Raw genomic sequence first — 25868 nt, 5'->3', positions numbered from 1 at the left:
CCTGGTCTCAGGCACTCAAATGAAGGCGTCAGGATGGGGCCATGCATTAAATTGTGATGTTCTGCTGCAGGCGCTCTTTTCCATCCATACGGTTTTAAACTTCGTCCGGGCTGCGCAGGTTTGTGACTGCGATGCGCTCGCCGCGTTTTCTTTCACGCTCTGAAGGCATGTTAGCGCGGTAAACGCCCTGGTCGCCGACAACCCATGAAAGCGGACGGCGCTCTTTGCCGATCGACTCCTGCAACAGCAGCAGTGCCTGCATGTAGGCTTCAGGACGTGGCGGGCAGCCAGGAATATAGACATCTACTGGCAGGAATTTATCGACGCCCTGCACCACCGAATAGATGTCATACATGCCGCCCGAATTTGCGCAGGCACCCATTGAGATCACCCATTTTGGCTCCAGCATCTGATCGTATAAACGCTGAATAACCGGAGCCATTTTGGTAAACGGCGTGCCGGCAATAACCATGAAATCCGCCTGGCGTGGCGAGGCGCGCATAACTTCAGCACCAAAACGTGCCACGTCATGGACCGCGGTAAACGATGTGGTCATCTCAACGTAACAACAGGACAGGCCAAAGTTATAAGGCCAGAGTGAGTTTTTACGTCCCCAGTTCACCATGTCATGCAGGGCATTTTCGAGTTTGCCCATATAAACGCTGCGATGAACGTGCTGCTCCAGCGGATCGCTGACGATTTCCTGCTTTTGCAGAGGATAACGGTCGTTCTCACCACCGTTCGGGTCTATGCGGGTGAGCGTATAGTCCATCTTATTGCCTCTCTTTTACTGCTTATGAGGATTGGTGTGGCTGACCGTAGTAGTTTTCACCACTACGCGACGGCGAGCTGGAGCCCAGTCCAGTGCGCCAATGCGTACCAGATAGACCAGACCCGCAAGGAGCACCAAAATGAAAATTGCGGCTTCCACAAAGCCGACCCAACCGCTTTCGCGGATTGAAGTCGCCCATGCGTATAAAAAGAGGGCTTCGACGTCAAAAATGACGAAAAACATCGCAACCAGATAAAATTTCGCCGACAGGCGGATATGGGTGTCACCAACGGATTCAATGCCCGATTCGAATGGCGTGTCTTTATAGCGGGCGCGCGCTCTGCCGCCAAGCAACCATCCTCCGGTCAGCATGAAAGCACACAAGCCAAAGGCAATAACGATAAATACGATAAACGCCCAGTGCTGAGCGATGATTTCGGTGGTAGTTGACATACTCATTGCTTACTCATCAAAAGTGGCGCTGGCATCCTGCACGCGTTTCCCGCAGCAAACTGACCACATCGATTCAAGGGAAGGGTAAAAACCTTTTAAATGTCACTGTTATTACGGAATAAACAGCAATTTAATGGGGTTTTTTACTCCTTTCTATAACCTTTTGTCAACTTTGACAAAAGTATCCAAACATTATTTCACACCTGCATCATATTATTAACAAATGATGCCCCGCTTTCCAGCTAAATCGCTTCAGTCTGTGGGGTTAATTTTAGTGTAGCGGGTAATCACACGCATGGATCGTGCGTTTAACAAACATATTTTGACAGGTATGACTCTTTTTTCCTTCCCCTTAGCAGGGGTATTTTCTTGATCCAGAACACACTTTTGCCCTTTTTGCGTTAATTTCCTCCACCTGAAGCCTTGATACGGAACAAAAGGTTCGTTTTTATGGATTGCAGATTTCAGTTTGTAATGGAGTGAAATACAGTGAGGGGTTTACATCAGGGAGGTTGTCGTCGGGGCGAGTCTGACAAGGGTCAGATAGTAAAAAAGCCCCTCGTTCTGTTCAAAGAATGAGAGGCTTATTTATAAGCGTTTGTTAAGGCAATGGCGCTGATGTTGAGTACAACACGTTAGCGCTATTACTCTTCGTCATCCAACAGCAACGCACCATCTGGATTGTTGCTCAGATTGTACGGATCATTAGTAGACTGCATGGCATTAAAGATAGCCAGCGCCAGCTCATTATCACTGTCAGGATTACGGCACAGCAGATACTGCGTATCCGGGAGAACCGGCAGACCTTCAGCCGCACCCATAACACGCAGTTCCGGGCTCATCATCTCGACCGGGCGCGCTGTTACGCCAAGACCCGCTTTCACTGCAGCTCGTACGGCAGCCAGAGTAGAAGCGACGTAAGAGATACGCCATGGGATACCGGCTTCATTGAGATGATCAATGGCCATATCACGGTAAGGACTTGGCTCATCCAGCAGCACCAATGGAATCGCTTCGCCGCGCTGGAAGATATAGTCCGCTGCGCAGTACCACAAGGTGGGTGAAGTACGCAGTACCTGATAGGTAAAGTTGCCCGGGCTGGACGTTGTCACCACCAGGTCAACTTCACCCTGATTGAGCATTTCCATCATGAATGGATTACGTTTAACCCGCACATCAATGGCCAGTTTCGGATAAACCGAGGTCACCCGGTTTAACAGGAACGGCAGAATAGTGTCAGAGGTGTCATCAGAGGCACCAATAGTCAGTACGCCCTGAATGTTGCTGTACATCAGAGATGTGCAGGCTTCGTCGTTAAAACGAAGAATTTTTCTGGCATAGCCTAAAAGCTGGATCCCATGCTCTGTTAAAAGCTTATTACGTCCATGTCTGGCAAACAGCTCTTTACCTACCAATTGCTCCAGACGCTGCATCTGCTGACTGACTGCTGACTGGGTTCTGCAGACCGCTGCAGCGGCGGCTGCAAAGGTATTCAAATCCGCAACGGCAACGAAAGTTCTCAGCAGATCGAGGTCGAGATTCAGTATCGGACGATTTGCATTAGTCATGTTTTTTCTTCACTTATAAGATTTTTACGAACTACTACCCTGGTGTTATTACAAGCTTATCAAAGTGATAAGCGGTAATGGTGCTTAATGACAGTCCTGTGTGAAGACTGACATAAAAAAATTTTATGTGGAACCTGCACCGTTGACTCACCCGAAGGGAGCACGATGCTTTAAGACAGAGACAACTTCTTCTGTACCGATGGCGCTGGGGTGCGCAAATGCAGGAAGCTGTTTAGTTGTCTTATTCCCACCGGAATGAATCGGGCGGGATAAAAACTACACTTAGCGGGCTATCAAGGCGAAGCGGCTAAGTGCACTAAATAATAAATTATACTTAATCATTTTTGACTTCAAAATGGAAATGATTTTGTGAAAAGCGCTGTAAATTTTGTGACAAAGGCATTTCGTGACCCTTATGCCACATTATTGATCACTTTTTAAGCCTTCAACGTTCTGAAAGTTAGTGAGGAAGTGTTAAGTAGTGCTCACTATCCTGTATTTAAGGTGCCGAATGAAACGCCTTTTTTGGTACTTTTCCGGCGATCACAAGGCCTTAAACAGCACACTCTTAAGCAGTGTTAAGGCGTAAATAGTTCTCATGTTATAAAACTGGCCATAAAACGAACATTAATAAAATAAATTTTAACTATTCCTCAAAGTGTATATTTCAGCGGTAAAGAAAATATCTCTCCGTATTGAGTCCACAAATCTTTTTAAATTCCAGAGGCAGATGTTGGCTCGCTACGGTTTTGGGTGGATTAAAATTCTAAAAATTTCTTTATACAGAGTTTTATTAACCACCCTCAGCGAGAGCTGTTACTTTTTACGCTACGCATTCTGCAAAAAGTTGTTGAACCCGCCAAAACGGGGCGGCACCCTTCTTTTGTGACCGTGAGGAGAGTACATTGTGCTGGTTCGATTTCTGTGGCAGCCACAAGGATTCTGCCCATCAAGGCGGTAACAATGACTTTTCAAATTGATAAATCCGGAAAACTCGATAACGTCTGCTATGACATCCGTGGACCGGTACTGAAAGAGGCTAAGCGCCTTGAAGAAGAAGGTAATAAAGTTCTCAAGCTGAACATTGGCAATCCGGCGCCGTTTGGTTTCGAAGCACCGGATGAGATCCTGGTTGATGTCATTCGTAACCTTCCCAGCGCTCAGGGTTATTGCGACTCCAAGGGCCTCTACTCCGCCCGTAAAGCAATCATGCAGCACTATCAGGCACGCGACATGCGCGATGTCACGGTAGAAGATATTTATATCGGTAACGGGGTATCAGAACTCATCGTGCAGGCGATGCAGGCGTTACTGAATAGCGGCGACGAAATGCTGGTGCCCGCGCCCGACTATCCCTTATGGACAGCCGCGGTTTCTCTCTCCAGCGGTAAAGCGGTGCACTATCTGTGTGATGAGTCTGCCGGCTGGTTCCCTGATCTGGATGATATCCGTAGCAAGATAACGCCTCGTACCCGTGGCATCGTGATCATCAACCCGAATAACCCTACCGGCGCGGTCTACAGTAAAGAACTGCTGTTAGAGGTGGTTGAAATTGCGCGTCAGCATAATCTGATCATTTTCGCCGACGAAATCTACGACAAGATCCTTTACGACGACGCCCAGCATCACTGCATTGCGGCCCTGGCGCCCGATCTGCTGACCGTGACGTTCAATGGCCTCTCCAAAACCTATCGCGTGGCCGGTTTCCGTCAGGGCTGGATGGTACTGAACGGGCCGAAGAAACATGCGAAAGGCTATATTGAAGGGCTGGAAATGCTCGCCTCAATGCGTCTGTGTGCCAACGTACCGGCGCAGCATGCGATTCAGACGGCACTGGGCGGCTATCAGAGCATCAGCGAATTTATCATGCCTGGTGGTCGTCTCTACGAGCAGCGCCAGCGTGCATGGGAGTTGATCAATGATATTCCTGGCGTCAGCTGTGTGAAGCCGCAGGGCGCGCTCTACATGTTCCCGAAAATCGATGCCAAAAAATTCAATATCTTCGACGATCAGAAGATGGTGCTGGATTTTCTGTTACAGGAAAAAGTGTTGCTGGTTCAGGGCAGTGCGTTCAACTGGCCGTGGCCCGATCATCTTCGCATCGTTACGCTGCCACGCGTCGATGATCTGGAGATGGCGATTAATAAATTTGGGCGTTTCCTGCAAGGCTATCGTCAGTAATCACGCCCGCGTATACTGACGTTATTTGGGGAGAGCCGGTCTCTCCCCTGCCTGCCAACAGGAACGCGCATGACACAAAGCCACTTCTTTGCTCACCTCTCCCGTCTTAAGCTGATTAATCGCTGGCCGCTGATGCGCAATGTGCGCACCGAAAATGTCTCGGAACACAGTCTGCAGGTCGCTATGGTGGCGCACGCCCTGGCGGTGATCAAAAATCTCAAGTTCAGCGGGTCGCTTAATGCCGATCGTATTGCCATGCTGGCGCTTTATCACGATGCCAGTGAAGTGCTTACCGGCGATTTACCGACACCGGTGAAGTATTACAACGCGCAGATCGCCCACGAATATAAGAAAATCGAAAAGATTGCTCAGCAAAAGCTGATTGAGATGCTGCCGGAAGAGTTTCAGGAAATCTATCGCCCGCTGATCGATGAGCATCTGCATAGCGAAGAGGAGCAGGCCGTTGTGAAACAGGCGGATGCGCTCTGTGCCTATGTTAAGTGTCTTGAAGAGTTGTCTGCCGGGAATAATGAATTTTTACTGGCGAAAGCGCGGCTGGAAAAGACCCTGGCGCAGCGTCGTTCGCCGGAGATGGATTACTTCGTTGACGTGTTCATTCCGAGCTTCAGCCTGTCACTGGATGAAATCTCGCAGGATACGCCTCTTTAAGCCCGGCGAACTGGCCGCCGGGCGAACCCTTAAGCCTGCTGACTAAAGGTAAAACTGCCATCAGACTCGCGGGAAACTACCAGCGATGCCAGCGATTCGAGCTTAAGCGCCACGTCATCCAGCCGGGGTGTCTCCGCCGCAGGATTAATAGCAATCACCGTGCAGCCCGCATTCAGGCCGGATAAAATTCCGGCGGGAGCATCTTCTGCCACTACGCACGCTGTCGCCGCTAACCCCAGTTTCTCCGCACCCAGCAGGTAAGGATCGGGTTCAGGTTTACCTTTCGCCACCTGCTCAGCCGTAATGAACACAGCAGGCTTTGGTAACCCCGCGGCTTTGTGACGGGCATGAGCGACCGGCACCGAGCCTGAGGTGACAATTGCCCAGGGAATATTCAGTTCGTTCAGCCGGTTCAGCAACGCGACGGCACCGGGCAGCGCCTGCACACCGTCGGTGTCCGCCGCTTCAGCCTGCTCCAGCGCGGTAAACTCCGCCTGTATAGCCTCTTCCGACTGACCTGCCATAAAATGACGCAAAGAGGTGATCGCCTGTTTGCCATGGATAAAATCCAGGATCTCATCAGCGGCGATACCATGACGGGCACCCCACTGGCTCCAGGCTCGTTCAACCGCTGGCAGCGAATCCACCAGCGTGCCGTCTAAATCAAATAGAAAACCTCTGTAGGTCACGCGCTCCTCCTCTTCAGGCATTGATCACTTGTGCAATTTCATTTGCACTTAGATGGTACTGGCGCGGACAAGTCTGCCACAAAGCTAACATGCGTTGATACTTTTCCCACATTGGGGTCTGGGCATTGAAACCGTGAGTACCGGAATCGAAGTGGGTATACCGCCCTTCTGTATTCACCATAAAACGGACGTAGCCCAGCAGCCGCGCTTCAGTTGCCGCATCAAAGCCCAAAAAGGCGAGACGGCGCGCTTCAAGCTGACCTTTATCTTTGAGGTTCGACCAGGAAACATGGAGGGCATGATGCATCTCCATAATATCGATCACCGTCCGGCAGATCGCTTCGCTGAGTTCGCCAAACTCTTTGTCCAGCTCACGCATCTGCAGCGCATAGCCGCGTTCGATGATGGTCTGGTAACGGCGGAAGCGTTCAGCATTTTCAGGCTCAAGCATCGCCATGATTTTATACTGGTTAGTGAGAATCAAACGCTGTGCATGGGTCATTTCCATCATTGACTCCCGGTCTGAGACCGCTCAGTTAATCGACAATGGAGAAATGATTGCACAGCGTTAACGACACGGAAACCGCCGTCTCGCCTTTCTTTGATTTGGCCGCAGGTTAGCGGTAATTATTTTACCGCCAGCCTGGGTTTGCCTAGAGATCGTCGAGGAAGGTGCGGTCGAGCTGTTTAAACGCCCGCTTAAGCAGATCGGCCAGTGCCTGATAAGTCGGCTTGCCTTCAACCGGTGCTATCGCCTGCCCGGCTTCTTCCAGTCGGGTACGCACCTCATGAAACCAGTTAAGCAGCGTTGGCGGCAGTGGCGTCACTGAACGCTTGCCCAGCCACCACAGTCCCTGCATCGGCAGGCTGCAGGCAAACAGCGCAGTCGCCACGGCCGGGCCTAACTGACCGCCCATCGCAATCTGCCAGGTCAGCGTAAAAATCGCCAGAGGTGGCATAAAACGAATGGCAAAACGCGTTGCCGATGAAACCCGGTTTTCCGGGAACACGGGGGCCAGGCGCTTATCAGCAGGCCAGGTCTTCATATAGTGTTGGCCGCGCTGAAACATCCGAAACCAATTGGTACTGCCAGATTCATTCGCCATGGCTCACCTCAACTAATACTGCAAAGATTAAAAAATAGTTATAAAGACACAACTTTACGTAACAACCTTCAATTATTTTTGTCTTTAAAGATGACTCCAGCTATTCTGACGCCGTTTTAACACCTCTCCGGAAGCGGAATGCGCCTTTGGGAAGAGGCCTGAGCCAAGTTTCGACAAGGCAATCTTAAAATTTTCGCGTAAGATTACCGAAATTTTTTGCGGAATCGCAGATTTCTGTCTACCGCATGATGTTTGTCATTAATCTACCAGCTTTCATGGGCTACGCTGATAGTCTGATTGCGTTTAATTTAGCCACTCTCAAAAAATAGGTACTTCCATGTCGAGTAAGTTAGTTCTGGTTCTGAACTGTGGCAGCTCTTCCCTTAAGTTTGCCATTCTTAACCCTGCCAGCGGTGAAGAGTTCCTGTCAGGCCTGGCGGAATGTTTCCATCTTCCTGAAGCCCGTATCAAATGGAAGCTGGAAGGCGAAAAACAGGAAGCGCCTCTGGGTGCTGGCGCAGCGCACAGCGAAGCGCTGAACTTTATCGTTAAATCCATTCTGGCACAAAAACCTGAGCTTTCGGCACAAATTGCTGCAATCGGCCATCGTATCGTTCATGGCGGCGAAAAACTGACGCAGTCAGTCATCATTACTGAAGAAGTCGTCCAGGGCATCAAAGACGCCTCCTCTTTCGCACCGCTGCACAATCCGGCTCATCTGATCGGTATTGATGAAGCGATGAAAAATTTCCCTCACCTGTCAGACAAGAATGTCGCGGTATTTGACACCGCTTTCCATCAGACAATGCCGGAAGAGTCCTATCTCTATGCGCTGCCGTACAAATTGTACAAAGAGCATGGCGTTCGTCGCTATGGCGCACATGGTACCAGCCACTTTTACGTGACTCACGAAGCGGCCAAAATGCTTAACAAGCCACTGGCGTCACTGAACATCATCACCTGTCACCTCGGCAACGGCGGTTCGGTCTCTGCGATTCGCAACGGCGAGTGCGTGGACACCTCAATGGGTCTGACCCCGCTGGAAGGCCTGGTGATGGGTACGCGCAGTGGCGACATCGACCCGGCGATAGTCTTCTTCCTCCACGATACGCTGGGTATGAGCGTTGATGCCATCAATAAACTGCTGACTAAAGAGTCTGGCCTGTTAGGTCTGACCGAAGTCACCAGCGACTGCCGCTACGTTGAAGATAACTACAGCACCAAAGAAGATGCGAAGCGTGCAATGGATGTCTTCTGTCATCGTCTGGCGAAATATATCGGCAGTTACACCGCGCTGATGGATGGCCGTCTTGACGCCGTCGTGTTTACCGGCGGGATCGGCGAAAACGCCGCGATGGTGCGTGAACTCTCACTGAAAAAACTGGCGCTGCTGGGCTTTGAAGTTGACCACGATCGCAACCTGGCCGCCCGTTTCGGCAAATCTGGTTACATCAATAAAGAAGGCACTCGCCCGGCGCTGGTGATTCCGACCAACGAAGAACTGGTCATCGCCCAGGACGCCGCGCGGCTGACTGCGTAAAACACTTCTCTCCGTCAGCTCAGGCTGACGGAGTTGTTTTTGACACCCTGCCATTACTGAGAGGTTCAAACGTGTCACGTACAATTATGCTCATTCCGACCGGCACCAGCGTCGGCCTGACCAGCGTCAGCCTCGGCGTTATTCGCGCCATGGAGCGCAAAGGCGTCCGTCTCAGCGTCTTCAAGCCAATTGCTCAGCCGCGTAGCGGCGGCGATACGCCGGATCAAACCACCACGATTATCCGTAAGAACTCCTCGATTCCTGCCGCTGAACCGCTGCAGATGTCACGTGTGGAATCTCTGCTGGGATCGAACCAGCAGGATGTGCTGATGGAAGAGATCATCTCCCGTTACCATGCCAACACGCAGGATGCGGAAGTGGTTCTGGTTGAAGGGCTTGTGCCGACCCGTAAGCATCAGTTTGCCAACGCACTGAACTACGAAATCGCCAAAACCCTGAACGCAGAAATCGTCTTCGTGATGGCGCTGGGCAATGACTCGCCGGCACAGTTGAAAGAGCGCATTGAACTGACTCAAAGCAGCTTCGGCGGTCAGAAGAACAAAAATATCACGGGCGTAATTATCAACAAACTCAACGCGCCGGTGGATGATCAGGGGCGTACCCGTCCTGACCTGTCAGAGATCTTTGATGACTCCTCAAAAGCGAGCATCGCCAACATCGATCCAAAGCAGCTGTTCTCAGACAGCCCGCTGCCGGTGCTGGGCTGCGTGCCGTGGAGCTTTGATCTGATTGCTACCCGCGCGATCGATATGTGCCGCCACCTGGATGCGCGTATCATCAATGAAGGTGAAATTCAGACCCGCCGGGTCAAATCCGTCACCTTCTGTGCGCGCAGTATCCCGCACATGCTGGAGCATTTCCGTCCTGGCTCACTGCTGGTGACTTCCGCAGACCGCCCTGATGTGCTGGTCGCCGCCTGTCTGGCCGCGATGAACGGCATTGAGATTGGTGCAATTCTGCTGACCGGTAACTATGAGATTGACGATCGCATCGCCCGTCTCTGCGACCGGGCTTTCCAGACCGGCCTGCCGGTGTTTATGGTGAAAACCAACACCTGGCAGACCTCCCTGAGCCTGCAGAGCTTTAATCTTGAAGTGCCTGCTGACGATACCCAGCGCATTGAGAAAGTGCAGGAATATGTGGCCAGCTACATTAATGCCGAGTGGATTGAGTCACTGACCGCCACCTCTGAGCGCAGCCGTCGCCTGTCACCTCCAGCCTTCCGCTACCAGCTGACTGAGCTCGCGCGTAAAGCGGGTAAACGTGTCGTGCTGCCAGAGGGTGATGAGCCGCGTACGGTTAAAGCGGCCTCTATCTGTGCTGAGCGCGGTATCGCCACCTGCGTCCTGTTAGGCAATCCGGATGAGATTCAGCGTGTCGCTGCGGCTCAGGGTGTCGTACTGGGCAAAGGTGTCGAAATTGTTGACCCGGAGCAGGTACGTGAAAACTACGTGCCACGTCTGGTTGAGCTGCGTAAGAGCAAAGGCATGACCGAAGTGGTCGCTCAGGAGCAGCTGGAAGATAACGTGGTTCTCGGCACCATGATGCTGGAGAGCGGTGAAGTGGATGGTCTGGTTTCAGGCGCGGTTCACACCACCGCCAACACCATTCGTCCGCCACTGCAGTTGATCAAAACCGCGCCGAACAGCTCGCTGGTTTCATCCGTGTTCTTTATGCTGCTGCCGGAGCAGGTGCTGGTCTACGGTGACTGCGCCATTAACCCGGATCCCACCGCTGAGCAGCTGGCTGAGATTGCTATCCAGTCAGCGGATTCTGCCAGCGCCTTTGGTATCGATCCGCGTGTGGCGATGATCTCCTACTCTACCGGCACGTCAGGTGCAGGTAGCGATGTTGAGAAAGTGCGTGAAGCAACGCGCATTGCGCAGGAGAAACGTCCTGATCTGGTCATCGATGGTCCGCTGCAGTATGACGCCGCGATCATGGAAGATGTGGCGAAATCGAAAGCGCCAAATTCACAGGTTGCAGGTCGCGCTACCGTGTTTATCTTCCCGGATCTCAACACCGGTAACACCACCTACAAAGCGGTACAGCGTTCAGCCGATCTGATCTCAATCGGACCGATGCTGCAGGGTATGCGTAAGCCGGTCAACGATCTGTCGCGCGGTGCGCTGGTTGACGACATCGTCTATACCATCGCCCTGACGGCTATTCAGTCACAGCAGGCTGAAGGTTAAGCGTCTGGTAACAACGAAAAAGGCATGCCACGAGGCATGCCTTTTTTTTCGCCGGTAACCGGGCAGTCCACGTTAATGCGCGTCGGTCACTGGTATGAATGCGCCCGTTTTCAGGCCCGGTTATCACCGTTGCGGCTCATCCACAGAGAGAGCGCTTTCAGCGAATCGTCGGTAAATTCATCACAGCGTGCGGTGATCTCATCGGGCGTCATCCAGATAATCTCATCGACTTCCGATTCCTGCATGGCGAAAGGGCCATGTGACACACAACTGAACAGACCGCCCCAGACACGGCAATGCTGATCTTCGAAGTAGAATTTGCCATGCTCAGCAAACGGCACGGCGGCAATCCCTAACTCCTCTTCCGCTTCACGTCGCGCAGATTCCAGCATATCTTCACCGCTCTGCACCACGCCGCCCGCGGTTGCGTCCAGTTTGCCCGGCATAAAATCTTTTATCTCGGTGCGACGCTGTACCAGAATCTTACCCATACCGTCATGAACCACGATATAGGTGGCGCGGTGACGCAGGCACTGAGCACGCATCTGCGCGCGTGTCGCCTGAGCAACGACTTCATTCTCTTCGTTTACGATATCGACCCACTCAATGCCGTCACCCGCAGTTTGATCCACCATCCGTAACCCTTTCCTGTTTGGCGTACAGTTGCGTACGCAGTTTGCCACGTCGTTATTTTTATGTGGCGTAAGGTAATCACTTACGCCAGCATGAGCAAGCCCCGGCTGTTACCGATTTTTACCACTTTCTGCTAACCACAGCTGTACCGAGGCGCGTTGCCACTGAAACTCAGCATATTGCTGTAAGCGTGCAGGCAGAGGATCGCCATGCAGTACCAGCCGGTTAAGCATCACCGCCAGATCGGTATCTGCAATTGACCACTCGCCAAACAGGTTCTGCTGTCCGTCTGGCAGCAGACGTTCGACAGCCGTAACGAGTTTATCCACCGCCTGCTGCGCTGACGCGGTCAGCGGCGCAAAGCGTTCACCGGCAAACAGCACCTCTGTCGGACGCTCCTGACGAATCCACAGGAAGTCACTGCGCAGCCAGGCCTGAATCTCTCGCGCGCGAGCGCGCTTTTCGCGGTCGCGAGGATAGAGACGTTCAAACTCGGGTGCCGGAAAACGCTCTTCAAGATATTCGGTTATCGCCGAGGATTCGCTTAACAGAAAGTCATCAATCTGCAGGGTCGGAACCCGGCAGGTCAGCGACAACTCACGGTATGCCGCTGCGTATTGCTGATTCTGCGACAAATCGACGCGTTTCAGGTGGAACGGAATCCCTTTTTCGTTAAGGGCAACGTAGGCCGACATGGCGTAAGGACTAAAAAATGATGAATCTGACCACAGGATGATGGGCGGATAATTCATCGGTTACCTCAATTGGCTGTCAGGATTGCATCATGTTTACCGATTTTTTTTGCGAAGGCAACGCTGAGCTGATCCGATCTCTTCCTTCAGAAGAAGAAACCGCGACGCGACTCACTATAGAGTGGCTCCACTCTTCTATGCTGAAAGGTGCAAATAACAAAAACATCAAGGGAGCCGCAACATGCACATTCTTATTACCGGTGGCACGGGACTGATTGGCCGTCACCTGATTCCACGTCTGCAGCAGTTGGGCCATCAGATCAGCGTGGTAACGCGCGACGTGGTCAGCGCGCGTGAAAAACTGGGCGAGAACGTCGCACTCTGGTCAGGACTGGCGCAACAGTCGACACTGGATGACATCGATGCGGTGATTAACCTGGCGGGCGAACCGATCGCTGACAAACGCTGGACGGAGCCACACAAGCAGCAGCTCTGTGAAAGTCGCTGGCAGATAACCGAGCAGATCGCCTCACTGATCAACGCCAGCACTACGCCACCCGCCGTATTGATCTCAGGTTCGGCAACCGGCTTTTATGGCAATACCAGCGATCTGGTGCTGACCGAAGAGGATCAGGGGCAGGATGAGTTCACGCATCAGCTCTGCGCCCGCTGGGAGCAGCTGGCGCTCACGGCGGAAAGCGAACGCACCCGCGTTTGTCTGCTGCGAACTGGCGTGGTACTGGCGCCCGAGGGCGGCGCACTCAGCAAAATGAAGTTGCCGTTTAAGCTCGGCATCGGCGGGCCAATCGGCAGTGGTAAACAGTACATGCCGTGGATCCATATTGATGACATGCTCAACGCCATTATCTGGCTGCTGGACCATGATGATCTGCGAGGGCCGTTCAACATGGTCGCACCTTATGCGGTGCGTAATGAGCAGTTTGCCGCCACGCTGGGTCGGGTTATGCATCGTCCGGCCTTTATGCGTACGCCTGCCAGCGCCATTAAGCTGATGATGGGCGAATCGTCGGTTCTGGTGCTGGGAGGACAACATGTGCTGCCAAAGCGGCTGGAGGCATCAGGTTTTGGCTTCCGCTGGTACGATCTGCAGGAGGCGTTGCAGGATGTGGTGAAGCATTAACCAGAAGCCCGCGCCCGGCCAGGCGCGGGCTCAGGCTTACTTCAGCGATCCCTTGAGGAATTGCTGTAAACGTGGACTTTTCGGGTTGCCAAACACCTCAGCAGGCGGCCCCTGCTCTTCAATTTTGCCCTGGTGCAGGAAAATCACATGGCTGGAGACGTGACGGGCAAATTCCATCTCATGCGTGACGACCACCATGGTTTTACCCTCCTCCGCCAGCTTCTGCATAATGCGCAGCACTTCGCCCACCAGTTCAGGATCCAGCGCCGACGTCGGCTCATCAAACAGCAACACTTCCGGCTCCATCGCCAGCGCGCGCGCAATCGACACACGCTGCTGCTGACCACCCGAGAGATGCACCGGATACTTCGCCTGCGCCCGCGCATCAATGCCGACTTTATCGAGATAGCGGATGGCGCGCTCACGCGCTTCCGCTTTACTCAGCCCCAGCACCTGAATCGGCGCTTCCATCACGTTTTCCAGCACTGTCATGTGACTCCAGAGATTAAAGTGCTGGAACACCATGGTGAGGCTGGTGCGCAACGCGCGCAGTTGCTCTTTGTCAGCCACTTTAAGCTGACCATCTTTATCCCGGACTAAGGTGATCTGCTGGTTGTTCACCATGATGCTGCCTTCACTCGGTTTTTCGAGGAAGTTGATGCAGCGTAAAAAGGTACTTTTCCCTGAACCGGACGATCCAATGATACTGATCACATCGCCCGCTTTAGCAGTTAACGAGACCCCTTTCAGCACTTCATGTTCACCGTAACGCTTATGCAATTCGGTGACGCTTAATTTATTGTCAGCCATAGTTCTACTCAATGCGATGAAGAGGGTTTCACGTGGGCCAGCCAGCGGCGTTCCGCCAGGCGGAACAGGCTGATCAACACGTAAGAGATAATCAGGTATAACACAGCCGCAATGCCAAAGGCGGTAAACGGCTGATAGGTCGCCGAGTTAATATCCCGCGCGATTTTCAGCAGATCCGGCACCGTGGCGGTGAAAGCCAGCGCCGTGGAGTGCAGCATCAGAATCACTTCGTTACTGTAGGCCGGCAGTGCCGTCCGCAGCGCCGAGGGCAGGATAATGCAGCGATAGAGTTTAAAGGTGGAGAAGCCATACGCCCGCGCCGCCTCAATCTCGCCGTGGGGCACCGAGCGAATGGCACCGGCAAAGATCTCTGTGGTGTAAGCACAGGTATTCAGGGTGAAGGCGAGTAACGTACAGTTCAGGCCACTGCGGAAAAATGCGTTCAGCAGTTCAGTGCCTTTCACAATCTCCAGCGTGTACATGCCGGAGTAGAACACCAGCAGCTGTACATAGAGCGGCGTGCCGCGAAACACGTAGGTAAAGAGCCAGACCGGAAAACTGATAAACCGGTTAGGCGAAACCCGCGCGATCGCCAGCAGTATGGCCAGACAGCCACCAACGGTCACCGAAAGGATCAGCAGCCAAAGGGTGATAGCCACACCGGTAAAACGATAACCGTCGGTCCAGAGCAGCGATTTCCAGTATTCCTGAATAATCTCAATCATAACTCGCCCTCTTCACACCGACCGTATAGCGACGGTTCAGCCACCACAGCACGCCATTCGACAGCGTGGTGAACACCAGATAAATCACACCCGCTACAATAGCGAAGTAGAACGGCTGCCAGGTACTTTTCCCCGCCAGTTGCGTTGCCTTCACGACATCTTCCAGCCCCAGCAGCGAGACCAGCGCGGTGGCTTTCAGAATCACCTGCCAGTTGTTGCCGATACCCGGCAACGCATAGCGCATCATGGCCGGAAACAGAATGCGGCGGAACACCTGCGCGCTGGTAAAACCAAATGCAGTAGCCGCCTCTATCTGTCCCTGAGGCACAGCCATAAAAGCACCCCGGAAGGTTTCGGTGAAGTAAGCACCATAGATAAAGCCGAGCGTGATGATACCGGCCACCATCGGGTCGATATCAAACTGCGCCATGCCCAGCGCATCGGTTACCTGGTTGAGGACAATCTGCAGACCGTAGAAGATCAGCAGCATCAGTACGAGGTCAGGCACGCCACGAATCAGCGTGGTGTACCCTTCAAAAATCATCGCCAGCGGCCGGCTGCGCGACAGTTTCGCGCCTGCGCCAATCAGGCCCAGCAGCACGGCCAGTACGACAGAGGTGAGTGCCAGCTCCAGCGTCACCAGCGTGCCCCGAAGAATTACATCAGAATAGCCATACAGCATCGAAAGGGTCCTGTCGTGGGGTGTAAACGAAACGCTGCCCGCAAGCGAGACGGGCAGTTTAGCTTTACCTCTCCGTTGAAGACGCTTTCCGTTATCTGCGGGTCTGAGTCGATTTGTGCATCGGGCAAAACCGGCTCAGTCCCGGCAGAACGGAAACAGAAGGTAAAGCGACAGGATGGTTAGTCGCCGTACACATTGAAATCGAAGTATTTCTTCGCAATCTTGTCGTAGGTGCCATCTTTACGCATGTCAGCAAAGGCTTTGTCGATGGCGGCTTTCAGTTCGCTGTCATCTTTACGCAGTCCCATACCGGTGCCGACGCCAAAGATCTTGTCATCTTTGACGGCCGGACCGGCAAACGCGTAGTTTTTACCGACTGGCTGCTTCAGAAAACCTTCGCTGGCCTGCACTTCATCCTGGAAGGCCGCATCAATACGACCAGCATTCAGATCCTGATAAACCAGATCCTGATTAGCATAAGGGGTGACGTTAACCCCTTTAGGCCGCCAGTTCTGATTGGCATAGGTTTCCTGGGTTGTGCCCTGCAGCAGACCGATATTTTTGCCTTTCAGCGACTCAATGGTCGGTTGAATTTTCGATCCTTTCGGTGCGACTAAACGCGCATTAGCAGCGTAAAGCTTATCCGAGAAGGCGATCTCTTCCTGACGTTTTGCTGTGATGGAAAGTGAGGAGATGATGGCATCAATTTTTTTCGCTTTCAGCGACGGGATCAGCGCATCGAAGTCGCTTTCAACGTAGGTGCATTGGGTATGAATACGTTTACAGATTTCGTTAGCGAGGTCGATATCGAAGCCCACTAACTTGCCTTGCGCGTCTTTCGACTCAAACGGTGGGTAAGTTGGATCTGTGCCGATACGGATTGAACCCGGCACTGCCGCGAATACGCTGGCAGCACTGGATAAGCCCAGCATCAGGGAAAGAGCCAGAACACGCTTTTTCATAGATTACCCTCAAGTGAAGTGCTTTTTGTTATGTGGTTTGTGATGTGTTTGCGCAAATTAATTTGCATGTTTCATGCCAGTTCTGCAAGTTTTCCACGCAGTTAGCGTGATGTCAGACAGGCGAAAACGCTGTGTTTGTAGGGGGAATATAGCAGTGAAGTAAAAGAGAAAAAGCGACGTTGTTAACTTTTGGTGCATCAAATGCACGAAGAGTGATCCGAGGCGCGCTTATGCACTAAATAAGTGCGCCAGCGGAACTTTATGCACCCTGCCAGCGCGCGAAAAGATCTTCAGGTAATTCGATATCGAATTGATCAATAACCCGGTTGACGGTCTGGTCAATCAGCTGATCGATGGTTTCAGGCCGATGATAAAAAGCCGGCACTGGTGGCATTATTATGGCGCCCAGCTCGGCGGCGGTGGTCATCATGCGCAGGTGTCCAACGTGCAATGGCGTTTCACGTACGCACAATACCAGCTTACGCTGCTCTTTTAATATGACGTCAGCCGCACGGGTCAGCAGGGAGTCAGTGTAACTGTGGACGATGCCTGAAAGCGTTTTCATTGAGCAGGGTAAAATCGCCATGCCCAGGGTTTTAAACGACCCCGACGAGATATTTGCTGCAATATCGCGCACGTCATGCACCACATCGGCCAGCGCCTGCACGTCACGCAGCGAATAGTCGCTCTCCAGCCCCAGCGTCTGACGCGCCGCCTGGCTCATGACCAGATGCGTTTCTACTTCTTCCACCTGCTGCAACACCTGCAGCATGCGCACGCCATAGATCACCCCGCTTGCGCCGGAGATGCCAATGATGAGTCGTTTCATATTCCAACCTTATGTCAGCCAATGCACCATCATACGCGGCCAGCAGGTTTCTGAAAACAAACAGGGCGGGATTGCTCCCGCCCTGCTTTATGTTGACCACCCGCTGAGCATATCAGCCCTCGTTGTGCAGCTCGAGGTTTTCGACTTCGTTCTGGCGTTGAAGCGCTTTGGCGTCATCGTTGCGCAGCGATTCCAGATACTCCAGATACTGCTGATCGACATCTTTCGTCACGTAGATACCGTTGAACACCGAGCATTCAAACTGGGCGATGTCCGGGTTCTCTTCACGCACCGCTTCAATCAAATCGTCCAGGTCCTGGAAAATCAGCGCATCGGCTTTAATCAGCTGGCGAATCTCTTCCACTTCGCGGCCATGCGCAATCAGTTCCGTGGCGCTCGGCATATCAATGCCGTAGACGTTCGGGAAACGAATTTCCGGTGCAGCAGACGCCAGATAAACGCGTCTGGCGCCGGCTTCACGCGCCATCTCAATGATCTGCTCTGAGGTGGTGCCGCGCACGATAGAGTCATCCACCAGCAGGACATTTTTATCATGGAATTCGGCACGGTTAGCGTTGAGCTTGCGGCGAACCGCGCTGCGACGTAACTGCTGGCCTGGCATGATAAAAGTACGGCCAACGTAACGGTTTTTCACGAAGCCCTGACGATAAGGCTTGTCGAGAATACGGGCAATTTCCAGCGCGATATCGGTAGAGGTTTCCGGAATAGGAATCACCACGTCGATATCCAGATCTTCCCACTCGCGGGCAATTTTCTCGCCCAGCTTGGTGCCCATGCGGACACGGGCGCTGTAGACGGAGATTTTATCCAGGAAAGAGTCCGGACGGGCAAAATAGACATATTCGAACAGGCACGGATTGCTTTTCGGGTTTTCAGCACACTGGCGGGTAGAGAGCTGGCCCGCTTCAGTGACATAGACGGCTTCACCCGGTGCGACGTCACGGATGAACTCAAAGCCCAGCGTATCCAGCGCGACGCTCTCGGAGGCGACCATATATTCGGTGCGACCATCAGCGATAACGCGCTTGCCCAGCACCAGCGGACGGATGCCATTAGGGTCACGGAAAGCAACCATGCCGTGGCCGATAATCATCGAGACAACCGCGTAGGCGCCACGCACCTGCTGATGTACGGCAGCCACCGCGGCAAAAATGTTGTCGGCTTCCAGCGGATCATTTTGAAAACGATCTAACTCCTGCGCAAAGATATTCAGCAGGATTTCAGAATCTGAGGTGGTATTAACGTGACGGCGGCCCTTTTCAAACAGGTGCTTGCGCAGCACATGGGCGTTGGTCAGGTTACCGTTATGCGCCAGGGTGATGCCGTATGGGGAGTTTACATAGAATGGCTGCGCTTCAGAGGCACTGGAGCTTCCCGCAGTGGGATAACGCGCGTGGCCAATCCCCATATTGCCCTGCAGACGCTGCATGTGGCGTGCTTCGAAAACGTCGCTGACCAGGCCATTTGCCTTTCGCAGGCGAAAACATTTCAGCGCATCAATCGTACAAATGCCTGCGGCATCCTGCCCGCGGTGCTGGAGCACCGTTAACGCGTCATAGATCGACTGGTTGACCGGCATGAAACCGGTGATACCGACAATACCGCACATGTTGTCATTTCCTCATTTAGCCGCACTCCCGGTCACATCACCGGGGTAAAAAACTCGACGTGCTTTTCAGGTAATCAAAAAACCACCTGATGATATAACTGAACTCGGGAATGAGTTGAGACTGTTGCCAGTCTGGACTTTTAGAAAAGCCAGTGAATGTATCAAGGAAGAACAGCAAAGCGGCTACGATCAGCACACCACGCAACGCCCCGAAACAGACGCCCAACACCCGGTCGGTTCCCGACAGGCCGGTTTTCTCCACCAGCGTGCCGATAACGTAGTTCACAATGGCCCCTACAATCAGGGTAGCCACAAACAGCACACCGATGGCGATACCGTTACGAACCAGTTCGTCGTCAAAACCTGTAAACCAGACTGCAAGGTAGGCGTAGTAATGACTGGCGACAAAAAACGCGCATCCCCAGGTAACAAGAGATAAGGCTTCCCGGACAAACCCACGGACGAGGCTGACCAGAGCCGAAAAACCAACTACCGCAATAATGACGTAATCAATCCAGATCATGAACTCTTCCAGCGCCAGTGCAATTGCACCCCTGCATCCAGTTCGGGGCGCATTCTAACAGAAAAAGAAAACGTTTGCGTAGCGGTTTTCTTTTTCTGCATCCATAAAAAAGGCGATGAAAAAAAACGCAATCGCCTGGGTGATTCTCAGCCGGAAAGGCCGTTGAAAATATTCACTATTTCAGGCGTACCGCGACCTGAGCACGCTGTACGCCGGGAAAAAGACGCTGCCTGTTACTGCTATCGGCAGCGCCAATCGCCGGTTTAGCGGGCGCTGTACGGTTTCACAACACCGCCCAACCCTGAGATGCTTTTCAGCTCGCCAACGGCACTCTGCATTTTGGCTTTCGAGGCATCCGGCCCGACGTAAATGCGGGTAATCTGACCCTGAACGGGCGTTGAAGGCACAGTAAAGGCGCGATAGCCCGACAGCCGCAACTGCGCGACAATCTCATTCACTTTGCTGGCGTTTTTCAGCGCACCTAACTGCACCACATAAGCCTGCCCTGCCGGTGCGGTCGTCTCTGCTGCTTTTGGCGCCGCTTCCTGCTTCGGCTGTTCGACCACTTTAGGCGGTTCTTCCGGCTTCGGCTTCGTCTGCTCCACCGCTTTAGGCTTCTGCTGTTCGACCGGTTTCTGCTTAGGCTGCTCAGTGACTTTAGTTTTCTGCTGCTCTGCCACTTTCGGTTTGGTCACCGTCTGTGCAGGCACAGACTGATGAACCGGCGGCGGCGAAACCACAGTCGGTTCGGTATCATCATCCGGCTCGGCACGCCCCTGCTCTGCCGTGACGCTGCTTTTGCTATTACCATTACTGCTGTTGACCGCATTGCCCGCGCCTTCAGGTGGCTGGGATGGCAGCGACTGGGTAACCGGTGGCACCATTTCACTGTCCTGCTGATCGTCAGGTTTCGGCACCAGCGGAATGGCGGCAAACTCCTCTTTGTAATGCTTTTTCTGACCATCCAGCAGCCCTGGCAGCACAATCACGCCAACGGCGACCAGAATAACGGTGCCGACTAAACGGTTTTGAAACTTACTTGCCACGTCCTTTCTCCGTTTCAATCGATTCCATGACCTGCGCAACGGTGTGGAATGAACCACAGACCAGCACAGTGTCCTGCGGCGCTGCCCGCTGGCGTGCCTGCTGCCAGGCGAGCTCAACCGAGCTAAAGGCTTCGCCCTGCGAGAGGCAATCCAGCAGTTGCTCAGCACTGGCGCCGCGCGGACCGTCAAGCGGTGCGCAGTACCAGGCATCGACCATGGGTGCCAGCGCCGTCAGCGTACCGGCAATATCTTTATCATGCAGCATGCCCACGACGGCATGCACTTTGCCGCGTTTCGGCAGCGTCGCCAGCTGTGACGCCAGATACGACGCTGCATGCGGATTATGGGCGACATCCAGAATCACGCGCGGTGATTCACTAATCGTCTGAAAACGCCCTGGCAGCATCGCCAGCGGCAGGCTGGCGCGAATTTGCGCCTCACTGACCTGAAGTCCAGATACACGCAGCGCCACCAGCGCGGTCGCCGCGTTAGGTAACGGCACCTGGGGCAGTGGCAGATCGTTCAGCTCCCCCAGCGCATCATGCAGCGACCAGCTTTCGGCCTGTGCATGCCATGACCAGTCACGGTTGCGCTGTAACAGCTCAGCGCCTTTTTCCTGCGCGACCACCGCGATGCTGTGTGGCATATCGGGTTCACCGACGACTGCCGGTTTCCCCGCCCGGAACACACCCGCTTTCTCACGCCCGATGCTTTCGCGATCCGGCCCAAGCCAGTCAGTATGATCCAGTGCAATGCTGGTGACTACGGCGACATCGGCATCCACGATGTTGGTGGCATCCAGCCGTCCGCCGAGGCCGACTTCGAGAATCACCACATCCAGCTGCGCCTGGCGGAACAGATTGAGCGCAGAGAGCGTGCCAAATTCGAAATAGGTCAGGGAGATATCCGCACGTCCGGCTTCAATCTCCGCAAAGCTGGCGCAGTGCTGCGCTTCACTCAGCTCCTTTCCCTGGACCCGAACACGCTCGGTGTAGCGCACCAGATGTGGCGAGCTGTAGACGCCAACGCGGTAGCCCGCGGCAATCAGCAGCGTTTCCAGGGTCCGACAGGTCGTGCCTTTGCCATTAGTGCCGGCTACGGTAAAGACAAAGGGAGCGGGTTTCAGCAGGTCGAGACGAAGTGCTACCTGACGAATACGGTCCAGACCCAGTTCGATGGCCTGAGTATGCAGGTGCTCAAGATAATAAAGCCACGTGGCCAAAGGCGACGTGGCTTGAGGAAGGTGAAGATTGTCCATATGTCCCGTTTTGCTTATTTATACCTGGCAGACTGGTGCTGCGGTATACGGTGCATTGGTAAGAGGTGCTTTGGACGCACCTCTCTATCTCCTGTCAGGCCTCGTTGCTTTCCGATTCAGTCGTCGCAGGAGCGGACTGTTCACCGTCATGCAGCGGTGCCGGCAGGTTCATCATTTTTGCCAGCAGGCTTGCCAGTTTGTAACGCATTTCCGGACGACGAATGATCATATCGATCGCGCCCTTCTCAATCAGGAACTCACTGCGCTGGAAGCCTGGCGGCAGTTTTTCGCGCACGGTCTGTTCGATCACGCGTGGACCGGCAAAGCCGATCAGCGCTTTAGGTTCCGCGATATTGAGGTCACCCAGCATCGCAAAACTGGCCGAAACGCCACCCATCGTCGGGTCAGTCAGCACAGAAATATATGGCAGACCGCGCTCGCGCATTTTGGCCAGTGCCGCACTGGTTTTCGCCATCTGCATCAGCGACTGCAGCGCTTCCTGCATACGGGCACCACCACTGGCGGAGAAGCAGATCAGCGGACAGTTATCTTCTAACGCCTGCTCAACCGCACGCACAAAGCGCGCACCAACCACAGAACCCATTGAACCGCCCATAAAGGCAAATTCAAAGGCTGCCGCAACAACCGGCATGCTGTGCAGCTGACCTTTCATGACAACCAGCGCATCTTTCTCGCCGGTGTCTTTCTGGGCCGCTACCAGACGGTCTTTATACTTTTTGGAGTCACGGAACTTGAGCAGATCTTTAGGTTCAAGTTCACTGCCCAGCTCAACCATAGTGCCCTGATCGAGGACACTGCCGAGGCGCTCACGGGCATGCATACGCATGTGATGGTCACACTTCGGGCAGACCTCAAGATTACGCTCCAGCTCGGCGCGGTAGAGAACCTGACCACAGCTGTCACACTTGGTCCAGACCCCTTCCGGGATACTGGCTTTGCGCACAGGCGTTCCGGTGCTTTTATTAAGAATGCGTTCAATCCAGCTCATTGATGACCTTTCTGTTTAAAACTGACCTGGTCCAGTCGTCTTGATACTGCTGAAAACCGCTTCAGCAGACGGTAAATGTCGCTCATTAAACCACAACCTGTTCAGACTGTGGATAAAAATCTGGTCTTACCCCTGAGCGAAGCCTTATGGCAGCTTCTGCTGCTTAGCCTGACGGCGATGACGCCAGACTTCAATCACACCCGGCAGAATCGACACCAGGATAATGCCGACAATCAGCAGCTTCAGGTTTTCCTGCACCACCGGCAGATCGCCAAACAGGTAGCCGGCGTAGGAGAACAGCAGCACCCATAGCAGCGCACCCGTCACGTTGAACAGTGCGAAGTGGCGATAGGACATATGGCCCATACCCGCAACAAACGGCGCGAATGTCCGGACGATGGGCACAAAGCGCGCAAGGATAATGGTTTTTCCGCCATGACGGGCATAAAACGCATGGGTTTTATCCAGATGGCTGCGACGGAAAATCTTCGAGTTCGGGTTACTGAACAACCGTTCGCCAAACAGGCGGCCAATGGTGTAGTTCACCGCATCGCCCAGAACCGCCGCTACCACTAACAATGCCACCATAATGTGCACATTGAGATCGTTACCTGGCAGCGCGGCCAGTGCGCCAGCCACAAACAGCAGCGAATCACCCGGCAGGAATGGCGTGACCACCAGTCCGGTTTCGCAGAACAAAATCAGGAACAAAATAGCGTAAATCCAGATACCGTACTGTGCAACCAGTTCAGCAAGATGCACATCGATGTGCAGAATAAAATCGACCAGAAAATGGATAAACTCCATAGCGCGCCCTTTAAGTCCTGAAAGTAAATTAATCCGCGAGGAACAACGGTCCCATCGACGGTTGTGGTAACGCAAAGTGGGATGGGTAGTCCACCGCCACCAGATACAATCCCTCTGCCCGGGCTGTGGCTGCCGCCAGTGTCCGATCTTTCGCTGCCAGCAGCGTGGCCATCCATGACTCAGGCTTATTGCCGCAGCCTATCTCCATCAGGCTGCCCACGATATTGCGCACCATGTGATGGACAAAAGCGTTGGCTTTGATATCCACAATCACGTAAGGGCCCTGGCGCGTTACGTTAAGATGAATCACGTTGCGCCACGGGGTACGCGACTGGCACTGCACGGCACGAAATGAGGTGAAATCATTTTCGCCTAACAAACATTGCCCGGCGCGCTGCATCTTCTCCGCATCCAGAGGATGGTAGAAGTGCGTGACGCCCTGCGACAGCACCGCCGGACGCAGACGCTGATTGTAGATCAGGTAGCGATAGCGTCGGGCCGTAGCGCTGAAGCGGGCATGAAACTCATCCGGCACCGCTTTCACCCAGCGCACCGCAATATCCGGCGGCAGATTAGCGTTGACGCCCAGCGTCCAGGCACCATCAGGTCGTTGCGATGTCGTCTCGAAATGGACCACCTGCCCCGTTCCGTGAACGCCGGCATCGGTGCGGCCCGCGCAAAAAATGCTGACCGGGTGATCCGCGACCTTCGACAGCGCGCGCTCTACCTTCTCCTGCACGCTGCGGACTTCATTCTGACGTTGCCAGCCGTAATAACGACTGCCGTCATACTCGATGCCGAGCGCCAGTTTTTGTGTCTGACCATCGGACATGGTTACAGATACTCCTGAACCAGTTTCTCGGCAGTTTTCACCGCCATCAGCGCGCCGCCAAAACGAATATTGTCCGCCACTGACCAGAACTGCAGCAACTCCGGAATACCGTAGTCGTTGCGTACCGCGCCGATGCTCAGTTCGCCGTTGCCTGAGGCATCCGTAACCGGCGTTGGCACTTCATCCTCTTCGCTCAGACGAATATCTGACGCCAGCGCCAGCTCGGCACGCGCTTCTTCCGCAGAGAGCAGGCGCAGGTTTTCGATATGCACAATCTGCGCATTACCGTAGAACACCGGTGCCTGTACGCTGCTGACCGCAATCGGTAAGCCTTCGTCCTGTAATACCTTACGTACCTGATCAATCAGGCGACGTTCACTTTCCACGCTGCCTTCTGCATCGGCCTGTTGAGGCATCAGGTTAAACGCCAGCTGACGACCAAAATGGTGTTCATCGGCTGGAATACCATTCAGCAAGCGGGCACTTTCCCCGGCCAGCGCATCCACCGCCACTTTGCCGTAACTGGAGACCGAGATCAGGTTCGTCACCTGTAAACGGCTCAGTCCGGCTGCATCCACCAGCGGTTTAATTGCGGTCAGCAGCTGGCTCACCAGATTATCTGCCACGCTGATGATGTTGCGATTACGATAATCAGCCAGCACCTGCGGGTTCACATCCGGCACCACCAGCGGCACATCAGGTTCCAGCGCAAACAGCTCGCTGCTGTCGATCACCAGACAACCGGCGTTAGCCGCTTCATCGGCAAAGCGCGCCGAAGCGTCACGTCCTGCCACGAAAAAGGCCAGCTGCGCCTGTGACCAGTCGAATGTCTCTGCATTGTCGACCCGCACCGAGCGGCCCTCGTAACGCTTGATTTCGCCTGCGCTGTTTTCGCTGGCCAGCAAATATAATTCACCAACCGGGAACTGGCGTTCCGCCAGCAGTTCCAGTACAGCGTTCCCTACTGCGCCTGTCGCGCCAAGTAGCGCAATATTCCAGCCGTCAGACATGTTGGTTTACTCCAGACAATGACATAAAAACAGAAGGCGGTGATATTCACCGCCCAGGGATTCAGATTTATCCCCATCGTCTTTC

27 protein-coding genes are annotated in these 25868 nt (G+C 53.7%); 6 read left to right on the top strand and 21 right to left on the bottom strand.

Features of this window, described 5'->3' with window-relative positions; translation table 11 throughout:
* Window positions 1-94 precede the first annotated feature (94 nt).
* From KTJ90_RS05975 to lrhA, 3 genes are all read right to left on the bottom strand, one after another.
* Window positions 95-772 (bottom strand): NuoB/complex I 20 kDa subunit family protein, encoded by a 678-nt coding sequence (locus KTJ90_RS05975; protein WP_003854245.1) that lies wholly within the window; start codon window positions 770-772, stop codon window positions 95-97.
* Window positions 773-787: 15 nt separating this feature from the next.
* A complete protein-coding gene (locus tag KTJ90_RS05970; RefSeq protein ID WP_003854246.1) occupies window positions 788-1231 on the bottom strand; it encodes an NADH-quinone oxidoreductase subunit A in 444 nt (147 codons plus the stop codon).
* A 638-nt stretch (window positions 1232-1869) separates the two neighbouring features.
* Window positions 1870-2793, bottom strand: a complete 924-nt coding sequence (lrhA, locus tag KTJ90_RS05965; RefSeq protein ID WP_003854247.1) for a transcriptional regulator LrhA — start codon at window positions 2791-2793, stop codon at window positions 1870-1872.
* A 963-nt stretch (window positions 2794-3756) separates the two neighbouring features.
* Between lrhA and KTJ90_RS05960 the strand changes: the two genes are divergently transcribed.
* Together KTJ90_RS05960 and yfbR are read left to right on the top strand one after the other, a co-directional pair.
* A complete protein-coding gene (locus tag KTJ90_RS05960) occupies window positions 3757-4974 on the top strand; it encodes a pyridoxal phosphate-dependent aminotransferase (RefSeq protein WP_003854248.1) in 1218 nt (405 codons plus the stop codon).
* A 69-nt stretch (window positions 4975-5043) separates the two neighbouring features.
* Window positions 5044-5643, top strand: coding sequence for a 5'-deoxynucleotidase (gene yfbR, locus KTJ90_RS05955; RefSeq protein ID WP_039659732.1), 600 nt, complete (start codon window positions 5044-5046; stop codon window positions 5641-5643).
* A 29-nt stretch (window positions 5644-5672) separates the two neighbouring features.
* Here yfbR and KTJ90_RS05950 read toward each other — a convergent pair whose 3' ends face one another.
* The 3 genes from KTJ90_RS05950 to yfbV form a co-directional block, all read right to left on the bottom strand.
* A complete protein-coding gene (locus tag KTJ90_RS05950) occupies window positions 5673-6332 on the bottom strand; it encodes a sugar phosphatase (protein ID WP_003854250.1) in 660 nt (219 codons plus the stop codon).
* Between the two features lie 13 nt (window positions 6333-6345).
* Complete coding sequence (locus KTJ90_RS05945) at window positions 6346-6840, bottom strand: YfbU family protein (protein WP_003854251.1); 495 nt, start codon at window positions 6838-6840, stop codon at window positions 6346-6348.
* A 145-nt stretch (window positions 6841-6985) separates the two neighbouring features.
* Window positions 6986-7438 carry a terminus macrodomain insulation protein YfbV gene (gene yfbV / locus KTJ90_RS05940; protein WP_008926473.1) on the bottom strand — a complete coding sequence of 151 codons (453 nt, stop codon included), beginning with the start codon at window positions 7436-7438 and terminating at the stop codon, window positions 6986-6988.
* A 337-nt stretch (window positions 7439-7775) separates the two neighbouring features.
* On the opposite strand from yfbV, the gene ackA reads away from it, so the two are divergent.
* Window positions 7776-8978 carry an acetate kinase gene (ackA, locus tag KTJ90_RS05935; protein WP_039659730.1) on the top strand — a complete coding sequence of 401 codons (1203 nt, stop codon included), beginning with the start codon at window positions 7776-7778 and terminating at the stop codon, window positions 8976-8978.
* An 86-nt stretch (window positions 8979-9064) separates the two neighbouring features.
* On the top strand, window positions 9065-11194 hold the full coding sequence (gene pta, locus KTJ90_RS05930; protein ID WP_033743374.1) for a phosphate acetyltransferase: 2130 nt from the start codon (window positions 9065-9067) through the stop codon (window positions 11192-11194).
* A gap of 110 nt (window positions 11195-11304) precedes the next feature.
* Here the strand turns inward: pta and yfcD are convergent, their stop codons facing one another.
* On the bottom strand, window positions 11305-11829 hold the full coding sequence (gene yfcD, locus KTJ90_RS05925) for an NUDIX hydrolase YfcD (protein ID WP_003854255.1): 525 nt from the start codon (window positions 11827-11829) through the stop codon (window positions 11305-11307).
* A gap of 108 nt (window positions 11830-11937) precedes the next feature.
* Complete coding sequence (gene yfcF, locus KTJ90_RS05920) at window positions 11938-12579, bottom strand: glutathione transferase (RefSeq protein WP_003854256.1); 642 nt, start codon at window positions 12577-12579, stop codon at window positions 11938-11940.
* A 32-nt stretch (window positions 12580-12611) separates the two neighbouring features.
* On the opposite strand from yfcF, the gene KTJ90_RS05915 reads away from it, so the two are divergent.
* On the top strand, window positions 12612-12794 hold the full coding sequence (locus KTJ90_RS05915; RefSeq protein WP_499026020.1) for a hypothetical protein: 183 nt from the start codon (window positions 12612-12614) through the stop codon (window positions 12792-12794).
* On the top strand, window positions 12761-13660 hold the full coding sequence (locus KTJ90_RS05910) for an epimerase (RefSeq protein ID WP_499026019.1): 900 nt from the start codon (window positions 12761-12763) through the stop codon (window positions 13658-13660). Before KTJ90_RS05915 ends, KTJ90_RS05910 begins: the two co-directional genes overlap by 34 nt.
* A gap of 36 nt (window positions 13661-13696) precedes the next feature.
* Here the strand turns inward: KTJ90_RS05910 and hisP are convergent, their stop codons facing one another.
* From hisP to KTJ90_RS05845, 13 genes are all read right to left on the bottom strand, one after another.
* Window positions 13697-14470 (bottom strand): histidine ABC transporter ATP-binding protein HisP, encoded by a 774-nt coding sequence (hisP, locus tag KTJ90_RS05905; protein WP_003854258.1) that lies wholly within the window; start codon window positions 14468-14470, stop codon window positions 13697-13699.
* 8 nt (window positions 14471-14478) lie between these two features.
* Window positions 14479-15195 (bottom strand): ABC transporter permease, encoded by a 717-nt coding sequence (locus tag KTJ90_RS05900; RefSeq protein ID WP_003854259.1) that lies wholly within the window; start codon window positions 15193-15195, stop codon window positions 14479-14481.
* Window positions 15188-15877, bottom strand: coding sequence for a histidine ABC transporter permease HisQ (locus KTJ90_RS05895; protein WP_003854260.1), 690 nt, complete (start codon window positions 15875-15877; stop codon window positions 15188-15190). Before KTJ90_RS05895 ends, KTJ90_RS05900 begins: the two co-directional genes overlap by 8 nt.
* A gap of 179 nt (window positions 15878-16056) precedes the next feature.
* A complete protein-coding gene (argT, locus tag KTJ90_RS05890; protein WP_003854262.1) occupies window positions 16057-16839 on the bottom strand; it encodes a lysine/arginine/ornithine ABC transporter substrate-binding protein ArgT in 783 nt (260 codons plus the stop codon).
* 259 nt (window positions 16840-17098) lie between these two features.
* Window positions 17099-17668: a UbiX family flavin prenyltransferase gene (locus tag KTJ90_RS05885; RefSeq protein WP_008926477.1), complete on the bottom strand. Its 570-nt coding sequence runs from the start codon at window positions 17666-17668 to the stop codon at window positions 17099-17101.
* Window positions 17669-17780: 112 nt separating this feature from the next.
* Window positions 17781-19298, bottom strand: a complete 1518-nt coding sequence (purF, locus tag KTJ90_RS05880) for an amidophosphoribosyltransferase (RefSeq protein WP_499026018.1) — start codon at window positions 19296-19298, stop codon at window positions 17781-17783.
* Window positions 19299-19335: 37 nt separating this feature from the next.
* Window positions 19336-19821 carry a colicin V production protein gene (cvpA, locus tag KTJ90_RS05875; protein WP_003854265.1) on the bottom strand — a complete coding sequence of 162 codons (486 nt, stop codon included), beginning with the start codon at window positions 19819-19821 and terminating at the stop codon, window positions 19336-19338.
* Between the two features lie 263 nt (window positions 19822-20084).
* Complete coding sequence (gene dedD, locus KTJ90_RS05870; RefSeq protein WP_283543963.1) at window positions 20085-20867, bottom strand: cell division protein DedD; 783 nt, start codon at window positions 20865-20867, stop codon at window positions 20085-20087.
* Window positions 20857-22125 carry a bifunctional folylpolyglutamate synthase/dihydrofolate synthase gene (gene folC / locus KTJ90_RS05865; RefSeq protein ID WP_499026017.1) on the bottom strand — a complete coding sequence of 423 codons (1269 nt, stop codon included), beginning with the start codon at window positions 22123-22125 and terminating at the stop codon, window positions 20857-20859. The genes dedD and folC overlap by 11 nt, the downstream gene beginning before the upstream one ends.
* A gap of 94 nt (window positions 22126-22219) precedes the next feature.
* Entirely contained in the window at window positions 22220-23134 is a 915-nt protein-coding gene (gene accD, locus KTJ90_RS05860) for an acetyl-CoA carboxylase, carboxyltransferase subunit beta (RefSeq protein WP_008926479.1), read from the bottom strand.
* A 144-nt stretch (window positions 23135-23278) separates the two neighbouring features.
* The gene (locus tag KTJ90_RS05855) at window positions 23279-23941 is read right to left on the bottom strand and encodes a DedA family protein (protein ID WP_008926480.1); all 663 of its coding nucleotides are present in this window, start codon (window positions 23939-23941) and stop codon (window positions 23279-23281) included.
* 28 nt (window positions 23942-23969) lie between these two features.
* Window positions 23970-24773: a tRNA pseudouridine(38-40) synthase TruA gene (truA, locus tag KTJ90_RS05850; protein ID WP_003854269.1), complete on the bottom strand. Its 804-nt coding sequence runs from the start codon at window positions 24771-24773 to the stop codon at window positions 23970-23972.
* A gap of 2 nt (window positions 24774-24775) precedes the next feature.
* On the bottom strand, window positions 24776-25783 hold the full coding sequence (locus tag KTJ90_RS05845) for an aspartate-semialdehyde dehydrogenase family protein (protein ID WP_499026015.1): 1008 nt from the start codon (window positions 25781-25783) through the stop codon (window positions 24776-24778).
* Between the last annotated feature and the right edge of the window lie 85 nt (window positions 25784-25868).

Origin of the sequence: Pantoea jilinensis (genome assembly GCF_019104105.1) — a bacterium.
Classification (GTDB): Bacteria; Pseudomonadota; Gammaproteobacteria; order Enterobacterales; family Enterobacteriaceae; genus Pantoea; species Pantoea eucalypti.
Note: the sequence above shows the minus strand (reverse complement) of the source record. Positions and strands in the feature narration are given on the sequence as shown.